Raw genomic sequence first — 25,781 nt, forward strand, 5'->3', positions numbered from 1 at the left:
GGACGGATGCGCCCATGCTGGACAAGACCCTCACCCCGGGCAGCTTCGAGACCCGCCTCTATGAAGGCTGGGAGCGCTCGGGCGCCTTCGCCTGCGACTCGGCCTCGGCCGCGCAGCCTTTCACCATCATGATCCCGCCGCCGAACGTCACCGGCAGCTTGCATATGGGTCATGCGCTGACCTTCACCATCCAGGACACGCTGGTCCGCTGGCGCCGGATGCAGGGGCGGGATGCGCTCTGGCAGCCCGGCACCGACCATGCCGGCATCGCCACCCAGATGGTCGTGGAGCGCCTGCTGGCGACCGAGGGCAAGCAGGACCGGCGCAGCATGGGCCGCGCCGCCTTCCTCGACCGCGTCTGGCAGTGGAAAGCGGAGTCGGGCGGCACCATCACCCGCCAGCTCCGCCGGCTGGGGGCCAGCCTCGACTGGCCGCGCGAGCGCTTCACCATGGATGAGGGCCTGTCCAAGGCCGTCCGCGAGGTCTTCGTCACGCTGCACAAGCAGGGGCTGATCTACCGCGACCGCCGCCTGGTGAACTGGGACCCGAAGCTGCAGACCGCCATCTCCGACCTCGAGGTCGAAAGCCGTGAGGTGAAGGGCAGCCTCTGGCACATCCGCTACCCTGTCGAGGGTGGCGGCGAGATCGTGGTGGCGACGACCCGGCCGGAGACCATGCTCGGCGACACCGCCGTCGCCGTCCATCCCGGCGATGCCCGCTTCGCCGCCTTGGTCGGCCAGCAGGTCATCCTGCCGCTGACCGGCCGCCGCATCCCCATCGTCGCCGACGAGTATTCCGACCCGGAGAAGGGCACCGGTGCGGTGAAGATCACCCCGGCGCATGACTTCAACGATTTCGAGGTCGGCCGTCGTCACAGCCTGCCGATGCCGTCCGTCCTCGATGCCGAGGCGCGGGTCGACCTCGCCGAGCTGCGCCCCGACCTCGGCGCTGAGGCCGACCTCGCCTTCCTCGACAGCCTCCAGGGCATGGACCGCTTCGCCGCCCGCAAGGCGATCGTGGCCCGCCTCGAGGAGCTTGGCCTCCTCGTCCAGGTCGAGCCGCATACCCACCAGGTCCCGCATGGCGACCGCGGCGGCGTGCCCCTGGAGCCGCGGCTGACCATCCAGTGGTATGCCGATGCCGCGACCCTGGCGAAGCCCGCCATCGAGGCGGTCGAGACCGGCCGCACCCAATTCGTGCCGAAGCAGTGGGAGAACACCTTCTTCGCCTGGATGCGCGACATCCAGCCCTGGTGCGTCTCCCGCCAGCTCTGGTGGGGTCACCAGATCCCGGCCTGGTACGCGCCCGACGGCAGCGTCTTCGTCGAGCGGACGGAGGAGGAGGCGAAGGCTGCCGCCCGCGCCAAATTTGGCGAGGATGTCGCCCTGGAGCGCGACCCGGACGTGCTCGACACCTGGTTCAGCAGCGCGCTCTGGCCCTTCTCGACGCTCGGCTGGCCGGACAAGACGCCCGAGCTCGCCCGCTACTACCCGGGCGACGTGCTGGTCACGGGCTTCGACATCATCTTCTTCTGGGTCGCCCGGATGATGATGATGGGCCATCACTTCATGGGCGATGTTCCCTTCCGCCACGTCTACATCCATGGCCTCGTCCGCGACGAGAAGGGCCAGAAGATGTCGAAGTCCAAGGGGAACGTCATGGACCCCCTGGAGCTGATCGACGCCTATGGCGCCGATGCGCTGCGCTTCACCATCTGCGCGCTGACGGGCCCCGGCCGCGACGTGAAGCTCGGCCGCAAGCGCGTCGAGGACTATCGCAGCTTCGCCACCAAGCTGTGGAATGCGGCCCGCTTCTGCGAGATGAACGGCATCGCGCCGCAGCCCGGCTGGAATCCGGCCGCGGCCCGGACACCGCTCGCCCGCTGGATACTCGATACGGCCAATACCGCCATCGCCGAGGCGACCGCGGCGCTCGAGGCCTATCGCTTCGACGACTATGCCGCTGCCAGCTACCGCTTCGTCTGGGGCAGCTTCTGCGACTGGTTCCTGGAATTCGCCAAGCCCGTCTTCAACGGCCCGGACGGTGCCGAGAAGGATGAGGTGAAGGGCGCCGCGCAATATGTCCTCGGTCTCATCCTCCGGCTGCTCCATCCGGTGATGCCCTTCGTCACCGAGGAGCTGTGGGACCGCTTCGGCTACGGGCCGGAATGCAGCCTGATCCACACCCCCTGGCCAGAAGCGGTGCCGGTCGCCGAAGCAACGGCGGCGCGCGAGGAATTGGACTGGATCGTCCGCCTCATCTCCGAACTCCGCGCTGTCCGCGCCGAGGTGAACATCGCCCCCTCCGTCACCACGCCGCTGCTGGTGAAGGACGCCGCGCCGGAGAATCTCGCCCGCGCCGACCGCTGGATCGAGGCCGTCCGCCGCCTCGGCCGCGTCACCGAGATCACGCCGCTGGAAGGCGAGGTGCCGAAGGGCGTCGCCCAGGCCGTGCTCGGCGAGGCGACCCTGATCCTGCCGCTCGCCGGCATCATCGACCTCGCCGCCGAGCGCGCCCGGCTCACCAAGGACCGCGCCAAGGCCGAAGCCGAGGCGAGGAAGGTGGAGGCGAAGCTCGCCAACGCCGACTTCGTCGCCCGCGCGAAGGAGGAGGTGGTCGAGGAGAACCGCGAGCGCCTGGCCAATTTCCAGGCCGAGATGGCCCGCCTCGACGCAGCGATGGCCCGCATCGGCGATTAGACCCAGGCCGCCCCACCGGCGTTGTGGCGGCGGAGGGGCATCCCGCCCGTCCGGGAAGGGGACATGTCGCATGGCCAGGATGGACCGCGATCGCGGAGGGGCGATGCCGCTGCTCGCCGCCGGGCTGCTGGCGGGGGTGGCCGGCGTCGCCGCCATGACGCTCGGGGAGAAGCTGGAGCAGGCGGTGACCGGGCGCCCGAACTCCTTCGTGCCAGCGCATACGCTGGAACGCCTGCTCGGCCGCCCCGCACGCCCGGACCGCGAGCGGCAAGGCCTCAACTGGGCGATGCACTGGGGCCAGGGCATCCTGCTCGGCATGGTCCGCGCGGTGATGGCGCGGGGCGGCGTCGGCGGGCCCTTCGGCTCCTTCCTCTTCCTCAACCTGCGCCTGCTGAACGATCAGAGCCTGGAGAACGCCACCGGCATCGGCGCGCCACCCTGGACCTGGCCGCGCGACGAGCAGGTGGTCGATCTCCTGCACAAGGCGGTTTATGCCTTCGCCACCGGCGCCGTCGCCGACCGGTTGGTGACCGGGCGGGCCTCGCCGGGGACGGGGCTGCGTGAGCCGGAGGGCTGGCGGCGCGTCGACCACGCCGCGCGCTCGGCCGCCCTGCGGCGGGCCGCCTGAAGGGTCGTTCCGCCGGGATGCCGCGACGCCGGCCGCGCTGCGGCGTTCGATCCCCATCAGGGGAGACACCGCATGCCGGCCCAACGCCTGCCACTCGCTCTTGCGGTCCTCGGCTTCGCCATGGGCGGCTTCTTCGACGGCATCCTGCTGCACCAGGTGCTGCAATGGCACCATTTCCTCAGCCTCGTCGGCGGCGAGGCGCTGCGCGATATCCGCGTGCAGATCCTCTGGGACGGGCTGTTCCACGTTGCCGTCTATGCCATCGCGCTGCTCGGCCTCTTCCTGCTCTGGCGGGCCCGGTCGGGGCTCGCCGAAACGGGAGGGATGCGGCTGTTCGGCTGGGCGCTGCTCGGCTTCGGCATCTGGCAGCTGGTCGATGTGGTCGGCTTCCACTGGATCGTCGGCATCCACCGCATCCGGGTGGATGTGCCGAACCCGCTGGCCTGGGATATCGGCTGGCTCGCGGTCATCGGCCTCCCGCCATTGCTGGCCGGGGCGTGGCTGCTGCGGCGCGGCGATGCGGGGCCGCCCGGCCGTGGCGGGTTGCGGGTGGCGGCGATGCTGGCGCTGGCCGTCATCGGCGCGGCGCCGGTGGCGGCGCTGCCGCCAACGGATGCCACCACGGCCCTGGTCCTGTTCCGGCCGGGGATTGGTCTTGACGGCGCAGTCGAGGCCGTCGCGGCCGCCGATGGACGCATCGTCTGGGCCGATGCCTCCGGTGAGCTGGTCGCGGTCGACCTGGGCGAGGCCGGCAGCGCCTGGGCGCTCTACCGCCGCGGCGCGATGCTGGTCGGCACCGGGCTGCCGGTGGCGAATTGCCTCGGCTGGTCGCGGATCTGACGGGGCGGCAGGCGCCGCGCCGCGGCCTCTGCCATCTCCGCTTGCCTTATCCGGAGACTTTGCGACCCTCACGGCCAGAACCGGAGGATACGCCATGACCGAATGGGACAAGTCGAAGCTCCCGAGCCGCCACACGACCGTCGGCCCCGAGCGCGCCCCGCATCGCAGCTACTACTATGCCATGGGCCTTACCGAGGCCGAGATCGCCCAACCCTTCGTCGGCGTCGCCACCTGCTGGAACGAGGCCGCCCCCTGCAACATCGACCTCCACCGCCAGGCGCAGAGCGTCAAGCAGGGGGTGAAGGCCGGTGGCGGCACGCCGCGCGAGTTCACCACCATCACCGTCACCGACGGCATCGCCATGGGCCATCAGGGGATGAAGTCCTCGCTGGCCTCGCGCGACGCCATCGCCGACACGGTGGAGCTGACCGTGCGCGGCCATTGCTATGACGCGCTGGTAGGCCTCGCCGGCTGCGACAAGTCGCTGCCGGGGATGATGATGGCGATGCTCCGCCTGAACATTCCCTCCGTCTTCATGTATGGCGGCTCCATCCTCCCCGGCACCTATAAGGGCCGCGACGTCACCGTGGTCGATGTCTTCGAGGCGGTCGGCCAGCACGCCGCCGGCAACCTCTCGGAGGAGGAGCTGCACGAGCTGGAATGCGTCGCCTGCCCGAGCGCGGGCGCCTGCGGCGGCCAGTTCACCGCCAACACCATGGCGACGGTCTCGGAGGCGATCGGCCTCGCGCTCCCCGGCTCCGCCGGCACCCCGGCGCCCTTCGAGGAGCGCGACCGCTGGGCCGCGGAGTCGGGGCGGGCGGTGATGGAGCTGATCCGCCGCAACCTCCGCCCGCGCGACATCGTCACGCTGAAGTCGCTGGAGAATGCCGCCGTCATCGTCGGCGCGACGGGCGGCAGCACCAATGCCGGCCTCCACCTGCCGGCCATCGCGCATGAAGCGGGCATCCGCTTCACCATGGACGATGTCGTCGCCATCATGCGCCGCACGCCCTACATTGCCGATCTCAAGCCGGGCGGGAAATACGTCGCCTATGATGTGCACAAGGTTGGCGGCATCCCCGTCATCATCAAATCGCTGCTCGAGGCCGGCCTGCTCCATGGCGACTGCATGACCGTCACCGGCAAGACCTTGGCTGAGAACCACAAGGATGTCGTGTTCCCGGAGAACCAGGACGTCATCTACCCGGTGAGCAAGGCCCTGTCCCCAACCGGCGGCGTGGTTGGCCTCAAGGGCAACCTCGCACCCGACGGCGCCATCGTGAAGGTCGCCGGGATGAAGACGCTGCGCTTCGAGGGGACGGCCCTCTGCTTCGACAGCGAGGAAGAGGCTTTCCAGGCCGTCGAGCAGCGCGCCTACAAGCCGGGCGATGTCATCGTCATCCGCTATGAGGGGCCCAAAGGCGGCCCCGGCATGCGGGAGATGCTCTCCACCACCGCCGCCATCTACGGCCAGGGCATGGGCGAGAGCGTGGCCCTCATCACCGATGGCCGCTTCAGCGGCGCCACTCGCGGCTTCTGCATCGGCCATGTCGGGCCGGAGGCGGCGGTCGGTGGCCCCATCGCCCTGCTGCGCAATGGCGACCGCATCGTCATCGACGCGGAGAAGGGCACCATCGACATGCTGGTGGAGGAGCCGGAGCTGGCCCGCCGCCGGGCCGAATGGAAGCCGCGGGCGACGGACTACAACTCCGGCGGCCTGTGGAAATACGCCCAACTGGTGGGCCCGGCGCATCTCGGCGCCGTGACACATCCGGGCGGCGCCGCCGAAACCCATTGTTACGCTGACCAATAGCGCGTGGTCCGGCGCCGGAAGGGCGCGCATGGCAGGAGATTCATGCGCGCTGCCCGCGTTTCGTCACAGAGAAGGCGTTTGAATCCACGCCATCCCAATGAGGAGCGATCGCCATGAAACGACTGCTGCCGCTGCTCCTGTTGCCGGCGCTCACGCTGCTCTCCGGCTGCGTGGTGGCGCCGGCACGGCCCTATTATGGCCGAGCCTATTACGCGCCGCCCCCCCCGCCGCCGGTCGTCTATTCGCGGCCCTATTATGGCGGCTATGGTTGGCGGCGCTGGTAAGGGCCGAACGGTGCTGAATCGCCGTTGCTTTGCCGGCCTGCTCGCCGGCCTCGCCGCCCCGGCCGCCCTCGCGGGCCCCGCCCAGGCGCAGCCCTTCCGCCCGCCACCGCCGCTGCGGCTGGAGCCGCCGCCGGGCCGCGCGCCCGGACCGCGCCTGGTCTGGCAGCCCGGGCACTGGGTCTGGAACCGCCGCGACTATGTCTGGGTGCCGGGCCAATGGGTCCGCGCCCGGCGCGGCGGATGGGTGCATGGCCATTGGGATGACCGGCCGCGCGGTCGGGTCTGGGTCCCGGGCGGGTGGCGGTAACCTAAGGCAGGACGACCACCGTGCCGCGCTTGCTGCCGGATTCCACGGCCTCATGCGCGGCAGCCGTCTCCGCCAGGGGATAGGTGCCGGCGACGCGGTGCAGCCGCGGCGCCTCCCGCAGCCAGGCGGTGATGTCCTCCATGGCTTGGCGCCTGGCTGCGGCGGGGGCGCTGTTCAGCACCACGCCGCGCAGGTTGACGTTCCGCCGCATGAGCACGGCGGAGACAGGGATGGCGGGCATCGGCTCGCCACGGCTGGCATAGCCGATGACGCTGCCATTCAGCGCCACCACCTCGGACCACAACGCGACATTGCCACCGACATCGACCTCGACGATCCGGTCCACCCCGCCGGTCGCCGCCATGATCCGGGCGGCGCAATCCGGCGCCCGGTAGTCGAAGACCGCTTCGGCGCCGGCAGCCGCCGAATCCTCCGTCTTCCAGCCGCCGCTGGCCGTGGCGCCGACCCAGGCCGCGCCGCCCCAGCGGGCGAGCTGGATCGCATAGTTGCCGACCGCGCCGCCGCCGCCCGAGACCAGCACCCGCAGCCCCCGCACCGGACCATCCGCGAAGAGGCAGCGATGCGCCGTCATGGCCGGAATGCCGAGGCAGGCGCCGATCTCGAAGGCGATCTCCTCCGGCAACTCGATCACCTGCTCCGCCGGCACGCAGGTCGCCTCGGCCGCGGTGCCGAAGGGCCGGCCGCGCTGGGCGTTGTAGAGCCAGACCCGGCGCCCGAGCAGGGCCGGCTCGGCACCTTCGCCCAGCGCCTCTACCACCCCCGCGCCGTCGCTATGCGGGATGATGAGCGGCCATTCATTGGCCCAGGAGGTACCAGCACGGCGGTAGATATCGGCCGGGTTCACGCCCGAGGCGGCGAGCCGCACCCGCACCTCGCCCGGCGCCGGCTCGGGGAGGGGGCGTTCGCCGAATTCCAGCACCTCCCGCGCCGGTCCGGTCCGCGTGTACCAGACGGCCCGCATCAGTCGAGCGCTGCCACGCATTCGATCTCGAGCAGGAAATCCGGCACCGGCAGCGCGGCGACCACGCAGGTGGTCCGCGCCGGCAGGGCCGCGGCGGGAAAGGCCGCGGCATAGAGCCGGTTCATCTCCGCCACGTCGCCGGCCCGGGTCAGCAGGACATTGGTCTTGATGACCCGGCCGATCTCCGTCCCCGCCTCGGCCAGGATGGCGTGGAGGGACTTGATCACCTCGGCGAATTGCGCGGCGAAATCGCCCCGGGCGAGGCTGCCATCCGGCGTGAAGGGGCCGATGCCGGAGACATAGAGGGTATTGCCATGCCGCACCGCGACCGAGAGGGGCGGGAAGGGCCGCCCATCCTTCGGCGGGGCGAAGCGCTGGATATCGGCCATCAGGCGGCGCACCGCACGAGCCGGCCCGGCAGCGCCCCGGTCGCCTCGCCCTGGCGGTAGGTCACGCTGCCGGCGACGATGGTCGCCTCGTAGCCGCGCGCCCGCTGCATCAGCCGCCGGCCACCACCGGGCAGGTCGTACAGCATCCCTGGCCGGTCAAGCGCCAGCGCATCCAGGTCGATGACATTGATATCGGCCCGCAGCCCCGGCCGCAGCAGCCCGCGATCCGTAAGCCCCGCGGCGCGGGCGGTGTCGCCCGTCTGGCGGCGGATCAGCTCCTCGATCGCGACGCCGCGCTCCTTGCCCCAATAGGTCAGCAGGAAGGTCGGGAAGCTGCCATCCGAGATGAAGCCGACATGCGCCCCACCATCGGAGAGGCCAACGATGGTGTTCGGATGCCGCAGCAGCTCGGCCGAGGCATCGAGCGTGAAATCGGCATAATTGGTCAGCGGGCAGAACAGGAAATTCTGCCCGTCATTCGCCAGCAGCATGTCATAGGCGACCTCCTCGGGGCTGCGGCCCTGCCGCACGGCTTCCGCGGCGACGCTGGTCTCGCGGTGCGGGGCATAGTCGGGCGGATCGCCGAAGGGGAACATCCGCTCGAAGGAGAGGCGCGTGATCAGCGGGAAATTGCTGCCGCTGATCCGGTCGTCGGCCAGGATGCGCGCGCGGGTGGTCGGGTCGCGCATGGCGGCGACGCGCTCCGGCACCGGCAGATGGGCAATGGCCTTGTAGCTCGGCGCACCGCTGAACGGGTTCTGGCTGCCGAGCAGGCCCATCAGGATGCCGATCGGCCGCGGCGGGAAGACCGGGCGGATATTCACCCCCTCCGCCGCCGCCTTGTTGGACAGGGCCAGCAGCTCCTTCCACGCCTCGGTCCGGTCGTGCCGGGCGGTGAGGGAGAAGACCATCGGCCGGCCGCAGGCCTCGGCGACGCGGCGGAGCATGGCGAATTCGGTGGCCGCATCCGGCAGGTTGAAATCGGAGACGACTTCGAGAAAGCCGGCCCCCACCTCCTTCAGCCCAAGGGCGATGCCGGTCAGCTCATCCTCCTGGGCGCGCAGCGTCGGCGTCGGGTCGCCCGCCAGGGTCTTGTGGCTGATGGTGCGGCTGGTGGAGAAGCCGAAGGCGCCGGCCCGCACCGCCTCGGCCACGATCTGCCGCATGGCGGCGATGTCGGCCTGGTTCGCCGGCTCCAGCGCCAGCGCCCGCTCGCCCATGACATAGACGCGCACCGCGGCATGGGGGACGAGGGCACAGAGATCGATATCGCGCGGCCGGCGGTCCAGCGCGGCCAGGTATTCCGAGAAGCTCTCCCAGGTGAAGTCGAGGCCCTGGGAGAGGACGGGGGCGGGGATGTCCTCCACCCCCTCCATCAGCTCGATCAGCTTGGCCTCCTGCCCCGGCCGGACCGGAGCGAAGCCGACGCCGCAATTGCCTATCACCGCGGTGGTGACGCCATGGATGGCGGAGGGCGCCAGGTGGCTGTCCCACACCGCCTGGCCGTCATAGTGGGTGTGGATATCGACGAAGCCCGGCGTCACCAGCTTGCCGCTTGCGTCGATCTCCTCCGCCCCGCGCGGCAGGCCAGAGCCGATGGCGCTGATCCGCCCGCCGCTGATGGCGAGATCGGCGACGAAGCCCGGGGCGCCGGTGCCATCGATGATGGTGCCGCCCCGGATGACCAGATCCTCTGCCATGGCCCGCTTCCCTTCCCGTGTCGTTTGGCGGGAAGCCTAGGCCCTGGCAGGGGATGCGGAAACCCTAATCCGGGACCGCCGCCGCCTCATAGCCGACCGGCACCGGCACCGGCACCGCCGCCGCCGGCGCCGTGCTGCGCAACACGTTGCGGAGCTGCGCCAGCATGGCCTGCGCCGCCTCGCCCAGCTCTTCCTCCGGTCCGGCCACGCTCTCGACGGCGGCCAGGGCCCGGACGCGCTCTTCCGGCTCCGGCAGCAGGGCCGGCAGGCTCGCCAGCGCCTCGGCCGGGGCCATGCCGGCGATGACGGTCTGCTGCCGGATCATCGCCTGGCGCTCGGCCGGGGTCATGGCGGCGAAGGGCAGCTCGGTCGTCAGCAGGGCGTTGGAGCGGGCGAGGCGCGAACGGCGGACGCCGCCGCGGGCCCGGGCCAGCAGGATCATCATGCGGATGACCGCCGCGGCATAGCCGCCCTCCTGCATTCGGCCGAGCGCCTCGCGCACCTCGGGCGCTTCGGCCTGGGGGGCGGGGGGCGCTTCCTCCACCGGTTCGGTCCCGCCGACGCCCATCGTCCCGAGCGCGCCATAGAGGGCGTGGAAGGCATATTCCGTCCAGCCATCGCGGATGTCGCGATACATGTCGAAGCTGCGCTCGACGGTATCGGCCCAGAGATTCTCCCAGAGCCGGAAGGGGTTGGTCGGCGCTGCCGGGGCGCGGTTGCGCCGCGCCGCCTCCGCCATGGCCGGCACCGCCGCCATGGCCGGATTGTGGTCGCTGAACAGGGTCCGCCGCAGTCGCATCGGGTGCATCTGCCGGCGCAGCTCCGCCGTCTCCTCGGTGGCGAATTGCCGCAGCACTGGCGAGACGAAGAGGTCGTACACGGACTGGTTCAGCGCCGAAATGCGGGCGACCAGCGGGAAGGCCTCGTTCTTGGCCTCGCCGCTGCGGGCACGGATATGCTCCATGCTCCGCTCCTTCAGCTCGACATGCCAGGCGCTCCCGGCCGTGAGGGGCGCATCGCCTTCGGTGGAGATCACCATCTCGTAGAGGCCGGGCGCGACGCTGTCGATCAGCTGCAGCGTCTCGGCGATCTCGGTGTGCTCCTTCAGCGCCACGGCGCCGGAGACGAAGATGCCGAGATGGCCGATATCCTCATGCACGAGGTAGACGATGGTCTGGCCGAGCGACTTGATCTCATGCTCGTCGCGATAGACATCGGCGATCCAGCGCAGCGCCTGGCCGGGCGGGGTGATGTTGTCGCCCGCCGAAGCGAAGACCACGACCGGGCTGCGCACCGCGCGCATGTTGAAGGTGGCGCCGCCGCCGGCCGAGATCTCGCCGCGGGAGAAGCGGTTGCCGATAAACAGGTTCTCGACGATCCAGCGGATCTCGTCGCGGTTCATCAGGAAGTAGCCGCCCCACCACTTCTCGAATTCCAGGAAGCGCGGCGTCTCCCGGTCCACATTGGCGTAGAGGTTGTAGTATTTCTTGAACCAGGTGTTGGCGGGCGACAGGCTCTCGAAATTCAGCACGAGGTTGGCGCCGTCGAAGCGGCCATTGCCGAGATCGGCCAGCATCGCCGCCGGCCAGGACCCGCCGGCGAGGCCGCCCAGATAGCGCATCGGGTTCCGTCCGCGCTCGCCCGCCCAGTAGGACAGCGGGGCGCCGTTCAGCACCAGCGCGCCGGTCAGGTCGGGCTGCGAGGCGCCGAGCATCATCACCGCCCAGCCGCCCTGGCAATTGCCGATGACGACGGGCTTCGGCGCCTCCGGATGCAGCTCATGCACGCGGCGCAGGAAGACGCCTTCGGCCTGGGTGATGTCGAGGATGGTCTGGCCCGGCTCCGGGTCACGGAAGAAGATAACGAAATAGACCGGATGGCCGCGCCGCAGCGCGACGCCGACCTGGCTGTCCGACTTGAAGCCGCCGATGCCGGCGCCATGGCCGGCGCGCGGGTCGATGATGACGAAGGGGCGGAGCTTCGGGTCCTGCGGCGCCGCGCCCTCCGGCCGGCGGATGCGGACCAGGGCGTAGTTGCAGGGCCGCGGAAGGCTGCGGCCATCCACCACCATGTCCCATTGGAAGAACAGCACCGGTGGGCAGCCCGCCGCCTCATGCTCGACGAAGGTGTTGCCCGCCTGGCGCATGGCATCGAGGAAGAGGATGCCCCGCTGCGTCGCATCCACCGTGTATTCGGCTGCGGCCCGCATGAGGGAGAGCGGGTCGGCCGGCACCGGCGGCACGGAGGGCAGGTCGCGCGGCGTCAGGGCCTCGGCCTGGCGCGCGGCGACATCGGCGAGGGTCCGGGCCTGGTCCACGGCGCGGGACATGGTTTCAGCGCCGCGGGCCAGCATTTCGCGGCCCGGAGGGGGAGTGACGACGGTCATTGGCGTGTCCTGATATATTGGTTGGATGCTGCGTCGCAGCATCCACGAAGTCCAGTGCCATGCGTGTGGTCGGGACGGGGACGATGGGGCACGGACAGTGTTCTGGGTTCCTCTCCGGGCGGAACGCCCGGCGGCGCAACGGGTGGGTTGACGATGCCGTCAACGCTGCAATGCAGCAGAAGTTGGGCCGTCACGTCTGGGTCAGCGGATCAGGATGTAGTGCATGCTGAAGTCGATCGTCACGCCATTCGGGTCGGCGCCTGGCGGAAAGGCCGGCAGGGTCGCGTTACGGAACATGGCCATCGTCTGATAATCCAGCCAGACCGAGCCCGAGGGGCTGGTCAGCCGCACCGAGCGGACCTTGCCGTTCGGATCGGCGATGACCTGGACCCGGCTGCGGCCCTGATGGCCGGCGATGACGGCGCTCTCGGGATAGCGCTTGTTCTCCTCCACCCAGCGGCGGAAGGCGTTGCGCCAGTCCGGCCCGACCTCGGCGCCCTTCACATCCGCCTCGGAATCCGGCGTGTCCCGCCCGCGTGAGGCAAGCGGCCCCGGCGTCAGGTCGAGCCGCGGCCGGGCCTGGGCGCTCGGCCGCGACGGCTGGCTCGGCGGGGCGAGGCTGCGCGCCTCGGGCATCCAGACACCCGGCAGGCGCTGGGTTGGTGCCGCCGGTACGGGTGGCCGCGGCTGCGCCATCTGTTCCTGCCGCGGCGCCGGCGGGGCCGGGGGCGGCGGGGGCGGCAGCGGCAGTGCGGCCACCGGCGGAGGAGGCGGGGGCGGTGCGGTCTCGGCCGGGGCCACCTCGCGCGGCGGGGCCGGGGGTGGTGGCACCGAGGGCGCGGGCAGGGGCGGCGCGGTGGCGAGGGGTGGCGGCGGGACCGCCGGCTGGGCCGGGGCGGGCGGCGGCGGGGGCGGCGGCTCCGGCGCCTGCATCTGCGGCAGCGCCTCGCCCGTCGGGTCTCCCGGCCGGTCAGGCGCGCCGGACTGGTATTCCACCTCGAAGGAGGGGGGCGGCAGCGGCTCCGAGGGTTTCGGCCGGGTCAGCGTCGCCAGCACCACCAGGCCGAGGAAGCCGAGATGCAGCAGGACCGAGCCGACCAGGCCCGGCCGCAGCCGGCGCCACGGCCGCTGCCGGCGCGGGACGCGGCGGCGGCCAGCCCGCACCAGGGGCTCGGCTCGGAGGATCGGTCCGCTCACGCCCCCGGGTCAGCCCTGGCCGGAGCCCTTGGGCGACGGGCCACTGCCCATCGGGTTGAACATCCGGAACATGGTGGCCATCGCATCCCGCATCTGCTCGGGCGGGGCCAGCGGCATCCAGGCCTTCAGCAGCGCCTCGGGCGAGACAGCGGCGACACCTTCCAGCATCTGCTCCTGCATCTTGGCCAGCACCGCATCCTGCATCGGCCGCAGGTCGGGCAGGCCGAAGAAATGGCGCGCCTCCTCCGGCGTGCAGTCGATCTCGATATTGACCTTCATGGGACTCCAGGGCTCCGCAACGGCCAGGGCCGATATGGACCGGCACCGCGCCGCAGGCCAGCGCTGGTTACGTTTTGTTGGCAAGGCTTAACGCAAAGGACCCCACGCCCGGGGCCTAACGCCAGGGACGGGTGCGCCATAGCTCCCCATAGCGCCGGTCCTCGCCGGCGGCGAATTCGCGCATGGCGGCGCCGTCGCGGTAGCGGAGGACGACATAATCCCGCTCCGCCTGCGCGCGGAAGGCCGGGTCGGCGGCGGTGGCGGCGATCGCCGCCTCGATCCACTGCAGGATGGCGGGCGGGGTGCCGGCGGGCAGGACGATCCCCCGCGCCGCGCCGGCCACCGCATCGAAACCCTGCTCGCGGAAGGTCGGGATGCTGGGCACCCGGTCCCAGCGGGCGCCATCCATCAGGCCGAGGATGCGCACCTCCCCGGCTTCATGCTGCTTCACCGTCAGGCTGACGGTCGAGACGCCGCCCAGCACATGCCCACCCTGGACCAGTGCCAGGGCCTGGCCAGCGCCCTGCATGGGCACCCAGGTGAAGCGGATGCCGGCCAGGTCCTCCAGCTGCATGAGGGCAAGCTGCGGCGCCCCGCCCGCCCCGGCCCCGGCGATGGCGATCCGCTCCGGCGCCGCCCGGGCCGCGGCGACCAGCTCGCCGAGGCTGTGATAGGGCGCGGTGGCGGCGACGAAGAGGGTATAGGGCTCGTCGGTCAGCATCCCGGCATAGTCGAAGCTCCCCAACCGGTAGCGTGGGCTGCTGTCATGCAGGGCGGTGACGAAGGCGGGGAAGGAGGCGAGCGCCAGGGTATGCCCGTCCGGCCGCGCTGCCGCCGCCTCGTTCAGCATGATGGTGCCGCCGGCGCCCGGCCGGTTCACCACCGCGACCGGGGTGCCTAGCGCCCGTTCCAGGAAGGGCGCCGTCAGCCGAGCCGCAATATCGATATTCCCACCCGGTGCGAAGCCGACCAGGAGTTGGATCGGCCGGTCCGGCCAGGCCAGGGCGGGCGGGGCGACCAAAGGGGCGAACAGCAGCAGGGCCAGCAGCAGCAGGATGCGCATGCGGAAGGCTGGCACCTCGCCGGCGCCAGCGGCAAGCCCCCGCCGCAGGTTGCGGCGCAGCGCAGCTTCGCTAGGCTGGCCGGGCCGCAGCCGGACGGAGCACGCGATGCTGAAATTCAGCAATTTCCTCTTCACCGAAAGCCGCGAGCCGGCGAGCGATGCCCGCGTCATCCAGGAATGCCTGGCGGAGGCGAAGCTCTGCGACGAGCTCGGGGTCGAGGTGATCTGGCTGGCCGAGCACCATTTCGACGGCAATTGCGCCTATGTCGATCCCACCACCTTCGCCGCCGCGGTGCTGGCGGCGACCAAGCGGGTGAAGGTCGGCTTCGCCGTGGCGCAGGTCTCGCTGCACCATCCGATGCGGCTCGCCGAGCAGATCGCGCTGCTCGACAATCTCGGCCAGGGGCGGCTGATCGTCGGGCTCGGCCGCGGCACGGCCTACAACGTCTATGAATACCAGGGCTACGGCATCGACTGGCAGGAGGCGCATGACCGCTATGCCGAGGCCGAGGCGATCATGCTGGAGGCCTGGACCAACCCGCAGGGCGTGACGCATCGGGGCAAGTTCTGGGACATCAAGGCGCCAAGGCTGCGCCCCGACTGCTTCACCAAGCCGCATCCCACCGTGCTGCGCGCTGCTTCCTCCGAGGAGGGGGCGCTGCATCTCGCGCGGCGCGGCCTGCCCTTCATGATGAATGTCCAGTCGCTGGAAGCCACCCGCCAGCGCCTCGCCGCCTATCGCGCCGAGCTCGCCACCGCCGGTCATGACGAGGCGCATATCGCCCGCTGCCTGGAGGAGAGCTGGGTCTGGCGCAATGTCGTCGTCGCCGAGACGGATGCGGAGGCCGCGCGCATCGGCATCCCCGCCTTCGAGGCGATGCAGGAGCAGCGCCGGGTGATGCGCGAGCGCGTCTATGCCGAACAGGGCATCCGCATGGTGAAGGAGACGGTGCCGCCCGCCCGCGTCCAGGTCGAGAGCGCGCTGATCCATGGCTCCCCGGCGACCGTGGCGGCAAAGATGGCAGAGATCGACCGGACCGGCGCCGGCGGTGTCATCTGTTCCTTCCGGCTCGGCCCGATGCCGGCGGAGGTGGCGAATGAGTCGATCCGGCTGTTCATGACCCGCGTCGCGCCGGAATTCCAGCCGCGCGCCGCGGCGGCGGAATAGGCGCCGGGGCAGGGGACCCCGGCGCCGCCTCGGCGATCAGCTCGAGGAGCGACCGCCATGGCTGTTCTGACCGCCCTTGCGGCCGGCTTGGGCGGCCTTCTCGCGGTCATTGGCGAAATTGCCGGGGTTGTTTTCCTTGCCCTGATGCGTGCCGCCCATATGCCCGGCCTCGCGGGCCTTTTCGCGGTCATTGGCGAAGTTGCCGGGATTGCTCTTCCCGCCGCCGCCAGAGCTCTGCTGGTTGGCCATCGGTCGTTTCCCTTCTTCCTTGTGCTGAGGGAGGGTTTAGTCTGGTCCTCCCGTTACCGTTAACGCGACCGGGCGCCGCTGTTTCCGCATGTCGTGCGAAACTGTTGGCGACCCGGGAGGAAGCCCGTCCATGACCGAGGCATCTCCGGCCGATCTCCTCCGCGACCTCTGGCGGCAGGCGGGGCTTGCCCCGGGCGCGCTCGGCGAGGTGGTGCTGGAGGGACGGGAGCCGGCGCTGCCCTCCTCCTTCCGCATCGGCGCGCTGGCCCAGGCGACGATCGGGGCGAGCGCCGCCGCCGCCGCCGCGGTGCATCGCGCGCGCGGCGGACCGGCCCAGGCGGCGCGGGTCGGGATGCGTCATGCAGCTGTCGAGTTCCACTCCGAACGCTATCTCGCCTTGGCTGGCGGGGATGCCGGGGCGCGCTGGGACAACATCGCCGGCACCTATCGCTGCGGCGACGGACGCTATGTCCGGCTGCACACGAACTTCCCGCATCACCGCGCCGGCACGCTCGCCCTGCTCGGCTGCGAGGGCAACCGCGAGGCCGTCGCCGCCGCGCTCTCGCGCTGGGAGGCCTTTGCCTTCGAGGAGGCTGCGGCCGCGGCCGGGATGTGCGTCTCCGCCATGCGGAGCTTCGCCGAATGGGACGCGCATCCGCAGGGCCAGGCCGTGGCCGCCCTGCCACCGCTGCGGATCGAGCGCATCGGCGATGCGCCGCCAACCCCGCTGCCGCCGCTCGCCGACCGGCCGCTCGCCGGGCTGCGGGTGCTGGAGCTGACGCGGGTGATCGCCGGCCCGGTCTGTGGCCGGACGCTCGCCGCGCATGGTGCCGATGTGCTGCACATCTCCGCCGCGCATCTGCCGAGCTTCGACGAGCTGCTGGTCGATACCGGGCGCGGCAAGCGCACCGCCCGGCTCGACCTGCGCGACCCGGCCGGGCAGGACCGGCTGCGGGCGCTGGCGGCCGGCGCCGATATCTTCCTCCAGGGCTACCGGCCGGGCGCCGTCGCCGGCCACGGCTTCGACCCGGCATCGCTGGCGGCGCTGCGGCCGGGCATCGTCTGCACCTCGCTCTCGGCCTATGGCGAGGTCGGGCCCTGGGGCGGGCGGCGCGGCTTCGATTCGCTCGTGCAGACCGCCTCCGGCTTCAACCATGCCGAGGCGGAGGCGGCCGGCACCCTGCCGGAGCCCAAGGTGCTGCCCTGTCAGGCGCTCGACCATGCCTCCGGCTATCTGCTCGCCTTCGGGACCCTGGCGGCGCTGCTGCGGCGGGCCGAGGAGGGCGGGTCCTGGCTGGTCCGCGTCTCCCTCGCCGGCACCGGCGCCTGGCTGCGTCGCCTCGGCCGGCTGGAGGGTGGCTTCGCCGCCGCCATGCCGCGGATGGAGGAGCTTGGCCCGCTGCTCGAGGAGAGCGAGAGCGGCTTCGGGCGGCTGACCGCGCTGCGCCATGCCGGACAGCTCGACCTGACGCCGCCGCGCTGGGTGCTGCCCTCCATGCCGCTCGGCAGCCACGCCGCCGAATGGGCTTGATGGCGGCGTCCGGCGCCGCCATGAGGGGCTGATACCGGGAAGGACACCAAGGATGATCCGTAGGACCCGCTGGCCATTGCTGGCCGCGCTCTGCCTCTTCGCGCTGCCCGTGGCGGCGCAGAATTTCCCCGACCGGCCGGTGCGGCTGGTGGTGCCCTATACGGCGGGCGGCGCCACCGATGTCGGCGCCCGCGTCCTGGCCGAGGCGCTGGCCCAGGTCCTGCCGCAGCCGGTGCTGGTGGAGAACCGGGTCGGCGGGGCCGGCATGGTCGCCGCCGAATATGTCGTCCGGGCTCCGGCCGATGGCCATACCATCCTGTTCAACAACACCAGCCATGCGGTGCTGCGCAAGGTGGTGCCGAATGCCGCGGTCGATCCCATCCGCCAGCTCTCCACCGTCTCCATCCTGTCCGAGATGCCGATGGTGATGCTGGTCTCGAACGACTTCCCGGCCCGCGACGGACGCGCCTTCATGGAGGCAGTGCGGGCGGCGCCCGGGCGCTACGACTATGGCTCGACCGGCGGCGGCGGCACGCTGGGCATGGCGGCGATGCTCTTCCTCCGCTCGACCGGTCTCCAGATGAACGAGATTCCCTATCGCGGCGGCGCGCCGGCGACGCTCGACCTCGCGGCCGGGCGGATCGCGCTGGTCTATGACATCGCGCTGACCGGCCTGCAGACCCACAAATCCAACCAGGCCCGCGCCTTCGCGGTGACCAGTCCGGAGCGCAGCGCGGCCGCGCCCGAGGTACCGACCTGGCGCGAGATCGGCGTCGATGCCGAGATGGTGGTGTGGCAGGCGATCTTCGTCCCCGTGGCGACGCCGGCCCCGATCAAGGCGGCGCTGCATGCCGCGGTGGCGCGGGTGCAGGCCGGCGAGGCGCTGCGGCGGAAATGGGCCGAGCTCGGCGTGGACCGGGTGCTGGCCATGCCGCCCGAGGAGTCGGACCGCTACGTGCTGCGCGACGTGGAGCGCTGGGAAGCGCTGATGTCGCGGTAACGCCGATCCTGCAGCTTTCGGACAAAACCCCCTTCCGGGGCGTTTTCGTCGTCATGGCCGGGCTTGACCCGGCCATCACCTGCCGCGGTCCAGCCCGCGCATGACGAAGGGGGATCAGGCTTGCTGGTCCCGCCCCGGCTCCAGCAGGCTTTGCAGCGGCGGCACGCCGGCTTCGGAAAAGCGGCACCATCCGTTCGGCACGGTGATGCATATATTCCTATAAATGCGCTGCGCCGCCGGCGCAAGCCTAATCGGCGGTGATCCCGGCCTCCCGCACCAGCACCGCCATCGCCGCGCGTTCCCGCTTCAGATACTCGGCAAACTCGGCCGGGCTGTTGCCGAGGCCGATGGCGCCGAGGGCGGTCAGGCGCTCGGCGACCTTGGGCTCCGCCAGCGCGGCGCGGCAGGCGGCGTGCAGGCGCTCGGCGATGGCGGGCGGCAGGCCGGCGGGACCGTAGACGCCGTTCCACTCGGTCTGGTCGTAGCCGGGGAAGCCAAGCTCGGCGACGGTCGGCACATCGGGCAGGGAGGGGATGCGCTCGGCGGTCGAGATGGCGAGGGTGCGGAGCCGGCCCTCCTGGGCCAGGGCCGCGGCGCTGGCGACGGTCGCGAAGCCGAAATCGACATCGCCGGCCAGCACCGCAGCCAGAGCCGGTCCGCCGCCGCGATAGGGCACATGGCTGAACTCCACCTTGGCCCGGTCGGCCAGCACCGCGGTCGCGATGTGGTTCGAAATGCCATTGCCGGAGGAGCTGTAGGTGACGCGCCCCTTCTCGGCCCGCGCCTTGGCCAGCAGGGCGTCGAGGCTGCGCAGCGGGCTGTCCGGCCGGACCACGAGAATCAGTGGATAGACGGTGACGCGGCTGATCGGGGTGAAGCCGGTGGCATAGTCGAAGGGCAGGTTGCGGAAGAGGAAGGGCGCCACGGCCTGGTTGGCGGCATCGACCAGCAGGGTGGTGCCGTCCGGCGCGGCGCGCGCGACCTCCGCCGCGCCGATGGTGCCGCCGGCGCCGGCCCGGTTCTCGACCACCGCCGGCTGGCCGAAGAAGGCGGTGAAGCTCGGGGCAAAGAGCCGGGCGGTGGTATCGGCGCCGCCGCCGGGGGAGAAGGGGACGATCAGCCGCACCTGACGCGTCGGGGCCCATTGAGCGAGGGCGGGCGTGGCGAGAAGGGAGGCGGCGAGGGTGGTCAGGCTGCGGCGGGTGGTGCTGGGCATGGCTGTTTCTCCCCGGTCGCGGCGATGGTGGCGGTGCGCGACATGGGGCGCAACGAGCGGGGCGGTCCCTCGCCCGCAGGCCCTTTCAGGTTCCTTGCGCGCATCGCGGCGAACCGCGCAAGGCCGGACGCATTGAGCTCAGGCTGCGGCGCATCGCATGGCTGCCCGGCGAATGCGAGGACAAGGGCACCCCATGAAGCGTCGAGGGTTTGCGAAGGCCGCCAATGCGGGCATCGGTCGGATCGAAGGTGCCGTGCCGCTGGACCGGCCGGGCTACGCGATCGAGACCGCCATCGCCCGGCCGGCGCAGATCGCAGGGCGTCCTGCGGCAAAGATCGGGGATGCCCTGCATGGCACCGGATTTGGCCACCCCATCCACCCGATGCTGGTCACCATCCCGATCGGAACCTGGACCCTGGCGCTCGGGCTCGACCTCCTGGCGGCGCTTGGTTACCGCTCGCGCGGCGCGGCAGCCGCGGCCGAGATCGCACTGAAGGCCGGCTCCGCGGGCGCCGTCGCCGCGGCGGCGACGGGCCTGGCGGACTGGCAGCATGTCAATGGCCGCGACCGCCGCGTCGGCCTGGTCCATGGCATCGTCAACGGCACCGCGCTCGCCCTGACCCTGGCCTCGATCGGCCTTCGCGGGCGGGGTCGGCTGCGGGAGGGAAGGCTTGCCAGCGCCGCCGGCTGGGCCTGCATGGCCGTGGGCGGCTATCTTGGCGGGCACATGGTCTATCGCCGGCGGATCGGCGTCGACCAGGCGGATCGCAGCCCGGAACCGCGCGACTTCAAGCCCGTGCTGCCGCTCGCCGAGTTGGCGGAGAACCGGCCGCGGCGGGTCGAGATCCGGGACGAGGATACGCGGCAGGATATCGGCGTCGTCCTGGTCCGCCGCGGCGGGCGGGTGCATGCCCTGGGTGCGCGCTGTTCCCATATGGGCGGGCCGCTGGACCAGGGCTGGGTGCTCGGCAACGCGCTGGTCTGTCCCTGGCATGGCTCGCGGTATGACCTGGAGACGGGGTGGCCGGATACCGGTCCCTCGACCTGCCCGCAGCCGCGCTACGAGGTCCGCCTGAGGGACGGCATCGTCGAGATCAGGCGTGAGCAGGAGCCGGGTGACGAGGTCGTCACGGCCGAAACCCTGGCGGCCGCGCCCTGCAACGCACAGCCGGCAGGCACCCAAGCGGGCCGGAAGGCCGACGAGGTGCTGGTGGAGCATCATCAGCTCATCCGCCGGCTGTTCGAGACCATCGAGGCGACGCCGCGCCAGGCGTCGGAACGCCGCGAGCTGATGCGGACCCTCGCCTCGGAGCTCGAGATCCATGAGCATATCGAGGACCACATCTTCTATCCGGCGGTTCGCCCGGTCAGCGAGGATGTCTCCATCGCCCATTCCGAGCATCGCCAGCTGGCCGACCTGCTCGCCATGACGCTGAAGCTGGATACGGCGAGCCCCGAGTTCGACGAGCATCTGCGGGCGCTGCATGCCGCGGTGGACCACCATGCAGGCTCGGAGGAGCGATCGATGTTCCGGGAAGCCCAGCGCCTCGGCGATGCCCGGTTGCGGGAGCTGGGCCGGGCATTGGAAGCGATGATGGAGGAGCAGCGGGTCGGGCGCTTCCAGCGGGCCTTCCGGGACCTCAAGATCAGGCTGCTGGAGGGGGCGTAATGTCCTGGGGTCTTGCTGTCAGGTCCCAAGCCGGCGCGTCAGCATATCCGCCAGCACGGCGTTGAAGCTTTCCGCTGCCTCATAGGCCACCCAATGCCCGGCGCCGGGGATCAGGCCGGTCCAGGCCTCCGGCTGCACCTCGCGCAACGCGGCGAAGCGGCGGTCGATCTCCGGCCAGGCGATGGCGTCGCGCTCGCCATAGATCAGCGCGACCGGGACGCGGGCCTTCGCGATCGCGTCCTTCAGGCTGGTGGTGCTGGCGAAGCCGCGGCTGCGGAACCGGGCGGCGACCGTGTTCGCCTCCTGGATCTCGAGCGCCAGGGCATCGATCCGCCCGGGATCGGCGAACATCAGGGTCGCCAAGTTGTGGCGATGCGCGGCGATGCGGGCCTCGCCGGTCTCGCTGCGGACCTTGACCAGGGGCGTGATCTGCCGCGCCAGGCCGAGCGCGCCGGCACCGACCAGCGTCACGCTGCGCAACTCCTCCCCCGCCTGGGCCGCGACATGGCCGGCCAGCAGCGCGCCGAAGGAGAAGCCGCAGAGGTCATAGCGCGCCCCGGCCAGCACATCGGCCAAGCCCTCCCGCAGGATGGCCGCGACCGGGGCCGGGCTCTCGGCGCGCGGCGGCATAGCGCTGTCGCCGAGGCCGGGGAGGTCCGGGCAGACCAGCAGCCGGCCGCGCGACAGCGCCTCGATATTGCGCGCCCAATGCCGCCAGGAGCCGGAGCCGCCATGCAGCAGGACCAGCGGCGTCCCGCCGCCCGGCTCGCCCCAGACCCGCCAGACCATGCGGCCTTCGCCGCAGAGCGTCTCGATGCGGCGGGAGGCGGCCTCGAGCCGCGCCAGGAATTCCGCCATGCCTGTCCGCTTCCCCTCAGTTATCGCGGTGCAGCATCGGGCGGGCGGTGGCCGCTGTCCAGGCGGGCTCAGCCCTTGCGGTTGGTGAAGCGGGCATTGCCAAGGCCGGTGCCGATGGTCAGCACGCCCCAGTGCTTCACATCGCCCATCCAGGGCACCTCGCTCAGCCCCTGCACCACCGCATCGTTGTGCATGACGACGACGGTTCCATGGCCGCCGATCTCAGGCAGGGCGGCATGCAGCTTGGCGGGCAGGTTGAAGCGATCGCTCTCCCAATTGCCGGGCAGGTTCTGGGCGCCATGGGCGATGCTGCCATCCGGCTCGATATGGCCCGGGCAGCCGATGCCGATGAAGGGCGCGACGGCGAGGCCGCGCTTCTCCGCCTTGTGCAGCATCGCCTGCAGCATGGCGACCAGCCGGTCGATCGCCGCCTCGCGGTCCGGCTTGTCCTCGCGGTGGCGCCAGATCTCGCTTTCCCAGATGCAGGCCTCGGAAAGGTCGGGCGCCTTCTTGAGATGCGGCCGCACCAGCCCGACCCGGATGTTGGATCCGCCGATATCGACCGCGAGCAGCGCATCATGGCCGAGGAAGATCCAGGGCGGGGCGAGCTGCGTGGCGCCGATCATCCCCGCCTCGTCCGGGTCATGCCGGATCGGCACCAGCTCGACCGTGATCTCCTCGCCCTTCAGCAGCATGGCGGCGCGGCCGATCGCCAGTTCACCGACGCGGCTGCCGCGCAGGCCGCCGCCGATCACGATGCGTTCGGTGTCCTGCCACTCCTTCAGCTTCAGCAGGCGCTTGCAGACCGTGGCGAAGGACTGGGCGAATTCCTCGACCACGCCATGCACCAGGCCGGCCAGTTCCGGGTCGCCCTCGGCAAGGAGCTTGTCGAGCTGGCGGCGGGGGATCGTTTCGGGCGCGGCGTCGCCGAAGGGGTCCTCCTTGTCCACGGCCTTCAGGCGCTTCCGCCATTCCGCCAGGATGGCGCGGAAGGCGGTGCTGCTGGCCTTGTCACCGAGGAAGCCCTCCGGCGTGCGGAGCGTGGCGTTGGCCGTATCGACGGTGACGGCCGGAAGCTCGGTCGCGCCATGGGCGGGGAAGCCGGGGGGATTGGGCCGGCGGGCCTGTTCGGTCATGCGGCGCCAACGCCGCTGGCGCCTGGCCGTTTCGCTTCAGGCTCGGGGTAGCGGATCGTGACCACCTCCAGCGTCTCCAGGCCCTGCGGGGTGCGGACCCGGACCAAGTCGCCGATCCCGGCGCCGAGCAGGGCCCGCGCCACCGGCGAGACCCAGGAGATGCGCCCCTGCGCCGTATCGGCCTCATCCACGCCGACGATGGTGATCGTCACCTCGCGGTCATCCTCCCGCGCATAGGTGACCGTCGCGCCGAAATAGACCTTGTTCCGCCGGGGCTGGGCGGCGGGGTCCACCACCTGGACGCGCTCCAGCCGCTTGCGGATGAAGCGGACGCGGCGGTCGATCTCGCGCAGCCGGCGCTTGCCATACTGGTAGTCGGCATTCTCCGACCGGTCGCCGAGGCCGGCGGCCCAGGAGACGACCTCGACCACCTTCGGCCGCTCCTCGGACCAGAGGCGGTGCAGCTCGGCGGTGAGCGCGGCATGGCCGGCGGGGGTCATGTAGAAGGGCGTGCCAGGGGGCAGGCCGGGCGGACCCGCCTCCTCGTCCTCGTCATCCTCGCTCATGGCGTGGCGAGCAGGCGGCGGAGGCCGAGGCCGACCGGGACCATGCCGGGGATGACCTCGCGGCTGAAGCGGGCGATGGCGGCGAGCGCCGCGGGGCCATGGCCATTCGGGACGGGGCCGGGGATGGCGAGCGCCGGGCGGAGCGCATCGGCTTCCGCCGCAGCGAGGTGGACTGCAGCCTCGCGCCCCGCGGCGATAGCGGGCGGGTCGAGCAGCGCCCCGGCCCAGCCGGGCAGGGCGGCGAGCAGGGGCGGCCAATGGGCGAGATGGAGGTAGAGGCTCGGCACCACCGCGCCGCCATGCCGGGCGGCGAGGCCCCGCACCAGCGCGGCGATGGCGGGCGGCAGGTCTTCCAGCCGCGGAAGGGGCGGTGGCGGGGGCAGCATGGCGGGCTGGGGCAGGCGGGGCGACGGCGGGGCCGGGGCAGCCGGTGCGTCCTCCAGCGCACGGCGCAGCGCCGTCAGCAGGATCAGGTTCGTCAGGTTGCCGCGGTTATAGGTCTCGACCAGGGCGGCGATGGCTGGGCGATCCGCCGCGTCGAGTCCGGCCTTCGCCCAGGCCGTGGCGGGGAGGGGAGCGAGCGGCGGCAGCGCCAGGCTGGCCGCCAGCCTCTCTCGCGCCCCGGCCAGGCTGCCATCCTCCAGCGGCGGGCGGATGGCGGACCAGAGCCAGGGCAGCACTCCGTCCATCGTCGCCAGGTGGCGATGGATCAGGTTCACCAGCGGCACGCCGCTGGCGGCGCGGAGCCCGGCATAGATGGCGCCGATCTCGGGCGGCGCCTCGGCCTCGCGCAATTCGGCCAGCGGCATGGGCTCTCCTCTACATGGTCGTCACATTGACGGGCGCGGGATACCACTCGAAGCCCTCGCCGGCCTTGCCCACATGGCCGAGGCCGGGCCAGGGGAAGTGGTAGGATATGACCGGGTGCTTGTCGGCCGCCAGCCGGGTCAGCATCTTGAAGCGCGACTGGGCCGAGAGCTTCGGGTCGGTATCGAAGGAGAATTCCCAGAGCGGCTTCTTCAGCAGCAGCACCTGATGATGCGCCAGGTCTCCGGTATTGACGATGGTGTTGTTGCCGTCGGCGATGAAATAGACCATGTGGCCCATGGTGTGGCCGGGTGTGGCGAAGGCGGTGACGCCGGGCACCACTTCCTTTCCGTCCTGCACCATCACCATGCGGTCGCGATAAGCCGAGAGATTCTTCTTCGCGCCATCGATGAAGGGCACCATGAATTCCGGGCCCTTCTTGTTGGCATCGTCGGTCCAGAATTTCAGGTCGGTCTCGCTCAGCGCCACCTGGGCATTGGGGAAATTGCGGTTGCCCTGCGCGTCGACCAGCGCCCAGCAATGGTCGCAATGCGCATGGGTCAGGATCACCATGTCGATCTGCGCCGGGTCGATTCCGGCGGCCTTCATGTTGCGCAGCAGCCGCCCCGTGGTCGGGCCGAACATCTGGCTCGCGGCGCCCATGCTCTCGCCCATGCCGGTATCGAAGAGGATGAGCTGGCGGCCGGTATTCAGCACCAGCGCATTCTGCTCGAGCGTCGCCGAGGCGGGATCGAGGAAATTGCTGGTCAGCAGGTTGCGGATCTCCTCGGGCGGCGAGGCCGGGAAGGCGGGCTCCGGCTTGCCGAGAGGCAGCGAGCCGTCGGAGATGATGGTGAGTTCGTAGCTGCCGAGCTTGAAGCGGTGCCATGCCGGCGGAAGCTCGTTGCGGAAGGGTGCGGCGGCATGGGCGGCCAGGGGCAGCGCAGCACTGGCGGCGGCCGCGCCGAGCAGGGCACGGCGGTTCAGTTGGAGCATCGTTTCCTCCGAATTCAG

At 71.2% G+C, this 25,781-nt stretch carries 24 protein-coding genes; 10 read left to right on the forward strand and 14 right to left on the reverse strand.

Features of this window, described 5'->3' with window-relative positions:
- Positions 1 to 14 precede the first annotated feature (14 nt).
- From JMJ55_RS21565 to JMJ55_RS21590, 6 genes are all read left to right on the forward strand, one after another.
- On the forward strand, positions 15 to 2,699 hold the full coding sequence (locus tag JMJ55_RS21565) for a valine--tRNA ligase (protein WP_202827671.1): 2,685 nt from the start codon (positions 15 to 17) through the stop codon (positions 2,697 to 2,699).
- 70 nt (positions 2,700 to 2,769) lie between these two features.
- Positions 2,770 to 3,327, forward strand: a complete 558-nt coding sequence (locus JMJ55_RS21570; protein ID WP_202827672.1) for a hypothetical protein — start codon at positions 2,770 to 2,772, stop codon at positions 3,325 to 3,327.
- A gap of 72 nt (positions 3,328 to 3,399) precedes the next feature.
- On the forward strand, positions 3,400 to 4,167 hold the full coding sequence (locus JMJ55_RS21575; RefSeq protein ID WP_202827673.1) for a DUF2243 domain-containing protein: 768 nt from the start codon (positions 3,400 to 3,402) through the stop codon (positions 4,165 to 4,167).
- A gap of 94 nt (positions 4,168 to 4,261) precedes the next feature.
- Positions 4,262 to 5,980: a dihydroxy-acid dehydratase gene (ilvD, locus tag JMJ55_RS21580; protein WP_202827674.1), complete on the forward strand. Its 1,719-nt coding sequence runs from the start codon at positions 4,262 to 4,264 to the stop codon at positions 5,978 to 5,980.
- A 113-nt stretch (positions 5,981 to 6,093) separates the two neighbouring features.
- On the forward strand, positions 6,094 to 6,264 hold the full coding sequence (locus JMJ55_RS21585; protein WP_202827675.1) for a hypothetical protein: 171 nt from the start codon (positions 6,094 to 6,096) through the stop codon (positions 6,262 to 6,264).
- Between the two features lie 10 nt (positions 6,265 to 6,274).
- Positions 6,275 to 6,571, forward strand: a complete 297-nt coding sequence (locus JMJ55_RS21590; protein WP_328702736.1) for a hypothetical protein — start codon at positions 6,275 to 6,277, stop codon at positions 6,569 to 6,571.
- A 1-nt stretch (position 6,572) separates the two neighbouring features.
- On the opposite strand, the gene JMJ55_RS21595 is transcribed toward JMJ55_RS21590, so the two are convergent.
- The 7 genes from JMJ55_RS21595 to JMJ55_RS21625 form a co-directional block, all read right to left on the reverse strand.
- Positions 6,573 to 7,553 (reverse strand): NADPH:quinone reductase, encoded by a 981-nt coding sequence (locus JMJ55_RS21595; protein ID WP_202827676.1) that lies wholly within the window; start codon positions 7,551 to 7,553, stop codon positions 6,573 to 6,575.
- On the reverse strand, positions 7,553 to 7,942 hold the full coding sequence (locus JMJ55_RS21600) for a RidA family protein (RefSeq protein WP_202827677.1): 390 nt from the start codon (positions 7,940 to 7,942) through the stop codon (positions 7,553 to 7,555). Before JMJ55_RS21600 ends, JMJ55_RS21595 begins: the two co-directional genes overlap by 1 nt.
- Positions 7,942 to 9,642: an N-acyl-D-amino-acid deacylase family protein gene (locus JMJ55_RS21605; RefSeq protein ID WP_202827678.1), complete on the reverse strand. Its 1,701-nt coding sequence runs from the start codon at positions 9,640 to 9,642 to the stop codon at positions 7,942 to 7,944. The genes JMJ55_RS21600 and JMJ55_RS21605 overlap by 1 nt, the downstream gene beginning before the upstream one ends.
- A gap of 64 nt (positions 9,643 to 9,706) precedes the next feature.
- Positions 9,707 to 12,028 carry a DUF3141 domain-containing protein gene (locus JMJ55_RS21610; protein WP_202827679.1) on the reverse strand — a complete coding sequence of 774 codons (2,322 nt, stop codon included), beginning with the start codon at positions 12,026 to 12,028 and terminating at the stop codon, positions 9,707 to 9,709.
- Positions 12,029 to 12,229: 201 nt separating this feature from the next.
- The gene (locus JMJ55_RS31950; protein WP_202827680.1) at positions 12,230 to 13,225 is read right to left on the reverse strand and encodes an energy transducer TonB; all 996 of its coding nucleotides are present in this window, start codon (positions 13,223 to 13,225) and stop codon (positions 12,230 to 12,232) included.
- Positions 13,226 to 13,234: 9 nt separating this feature from the next.
- Positions 13,235 to 13,504, reverse strand: coding sequence for a DUF6489 family protein (locus JMJ55_RS21620; RefSeq protein WP_202827681.1), 270 nt, complete (start codon positions 13,502 to 13,504; stop codon positions 13,235 to 13,237).
- A gap of 115 nt (positions 13,505 to 13,619) precedes the next feature.
- Positions 13,620 to 14,690 carry a tripartite tricarboxylate transporter substrate binding protein gene (locus JMJ55_RS21625; protein ID WP_202827682.1) on the reverse strand — a complete coding sequence of 357 codons (1,071 nt, stop codon included), beginning with the start codon at positions 14,688 to 14,690 and terminating at the stop codon, positions 13,620 to 13,622.
- Here JMJ55_RS21625 and JMJ55_RS21630 point away from each other — a divergent pair.
- On the forward strand, positions 14,674 to 15,735 hold the full coding sequence (locus tag JMJ55_RS21630) for an LLM class flavin-dependent oxidoreductase (RefSeq protein WP_202827683.1): 1,062 nt from the start codon (positions 14,674 to 14,676) through the stop codon (positions 15,733 to 15,735). The genes JMJ55_RS21625 and JMJ55_RS21630 overlap by 17 nt on opposite strands.
- Positions 15,736 to 15,771: 36 nt before the next feature.
- On the opposite strand, the gene JMJ55_RS21635 is transcribed toward JMJ55_RS21630, so the two are convergent.
- On the reverse strand, positions 15,772 to 15,984 hold the full coding sequence (locus JMJ55_RS21635; protein ID WP_202827684.1) for a con-10 family general stress protein: 213 nt from the start codon (positions 15,982 to 15,984) through the stop codon (positions 15,772 to 15,774).
- A 130-nt stretch (positions 15,985 to 16,114) separates the two neighbouring features.
- Between JMJ55_RS21635 and JMJ55_RS21640 the strand changes: the two genes are divergently transcribed.
- The gene (locus JMJ55_RS21640) at positions 16,115 to 17,515 is read left to right on the forward strand and encodes a CoA transferase (RefSeq protein WP_202827685.1); all 1,401 of its coding nucleotides are present in this window, start codon (positions 16,115 to 16,117) and stop codon (positions 17,513 to 17,515) included.
- 52 nt (positions 17,516 to 17,567) lie between these two features.
- A complete protein-coding gene (locus JMJ55_RS21645) occupies positions 17,568 to 18,515 on the forward strand; it encodes a Bug family tripartite tricarboxylate transporter substrate binding protein (RefSeq protein WP_202827686.1) in 948 nt (315 codons plus the stop codon).
- 247 nt (positions 18,516 to 18,762) lie between these two features.
- Here JMJ55_RS21645 and JMJ55_RS21650 read toward each other — a convergent pair whose 3' ends face one another.
- Positions 18,763 to 19,731, reverse strand: coding sequence for a Bug family tripartite tricarboxylate transporter substrate binding protein (locus JMJ55_RS21650; RefSeq protein ID WP_202827687.1), 969 nt, complete (start codon positions 19,729 to 19,731; stop codon positions 18,763 to 18,765).
- Between the two features lie 193 nt (positions 19,732 to 19,924).
- Between JMJ55_RS21650 and JMJ55_RS21655 the strand changes: the two genes are divergently transcribed.
- Positions 19,925 to 21,400, forward strand: coding sequence for a DUF2231 domain-containing protein (locus JMJ55_RS21655; protein ID WP_202827688.1), 1,476 nt, complete (start codon positions 19,925 to 19,927; stop codon positions 21,398 to 21,400).
- 18 nt (positions 21,401 to 21,418) lie between these two features.
- On the opposite strand, the gene JMJ55_RS21660 is transcribed toward JMJ55_RS21655, so the two are convergent.
- The 5 genes from JMJ55_RS21660 to JMJ55_RS21680 form a co-directional block, all read right to left on the reverse strand.
- The gene (locus JMJ55_RS21660; protein ID WP_202827689.1) at positions 21,419 to 22,258 is read right to left on the reverse strand and encodes an alpha/beta fold hydrolase; all 840 of its coding nucleotides are present in this window, start codon (positions 22,256 to 22,258) and stop codon (positions 21,419 to 21,421) included.
- Between the two features lie 68 nt (positions 22,259 to 22,326).
- Positions 22,327 to 23,394, reverse strand: a complete 1,068-nt coding sequence (locus tag JMJ55_RS21665) for an ROK family protein (RefSeq protein WP_202827690.1) — start codon at positions 23,392 to 23,394, stop codon at positions 22,327 to 22,329.
- Entirely contained in the window at positions 23,391 to 23,960 is a 570-nt protein-coding gene (greB, locus tag JMJ55_RS21670; RefSeq protein WP_202827691.1) for a transcription elongation factor GreB, read from the reverse strand. The genes JMJ55_RS21665 and greB overlap by 4 nt, the downstream gene beginning before the upstream one ends.
- Complete coding sequence (locus JMJ55_RS21675) at positions 23,957 to 24,769, reverse strand: hypothetical protein (RefSeq protein ID WP_202827692.1); 813 nt, start codon at positions 24,767 to 24,769, stop codon at positions 23,957 to 23,959. The genes greB and JMJ55_RS21675 overlap by 4 nt, the downstream gene beginning before the upstream one ends.
- Positions 24,770 to 24,779: 10 nt before the next feature.
- Entirely contained in the window at positions 24,780 to 25,763 is a 984-nt protein-coding gene (locus tag JMJ55_RS21680; RefSeq protein WP_202827693.1) for an MBL fold metallo-hydrolase, read from the reverse strand.
- Between the last annotated feature and the right edge of the window lie 18 nt (positions 25,764 to 25,781).

It is taken from the genome of Belnapia mucosa (assembly GCF_016775475.1).
GTDB classification, from domain to species: Bacteria; Pseudomonadota; Alphaproteobacteria; order Acetobacterales; family Acetobacteraceae; genus Belnapia; species Belnapia mucosa.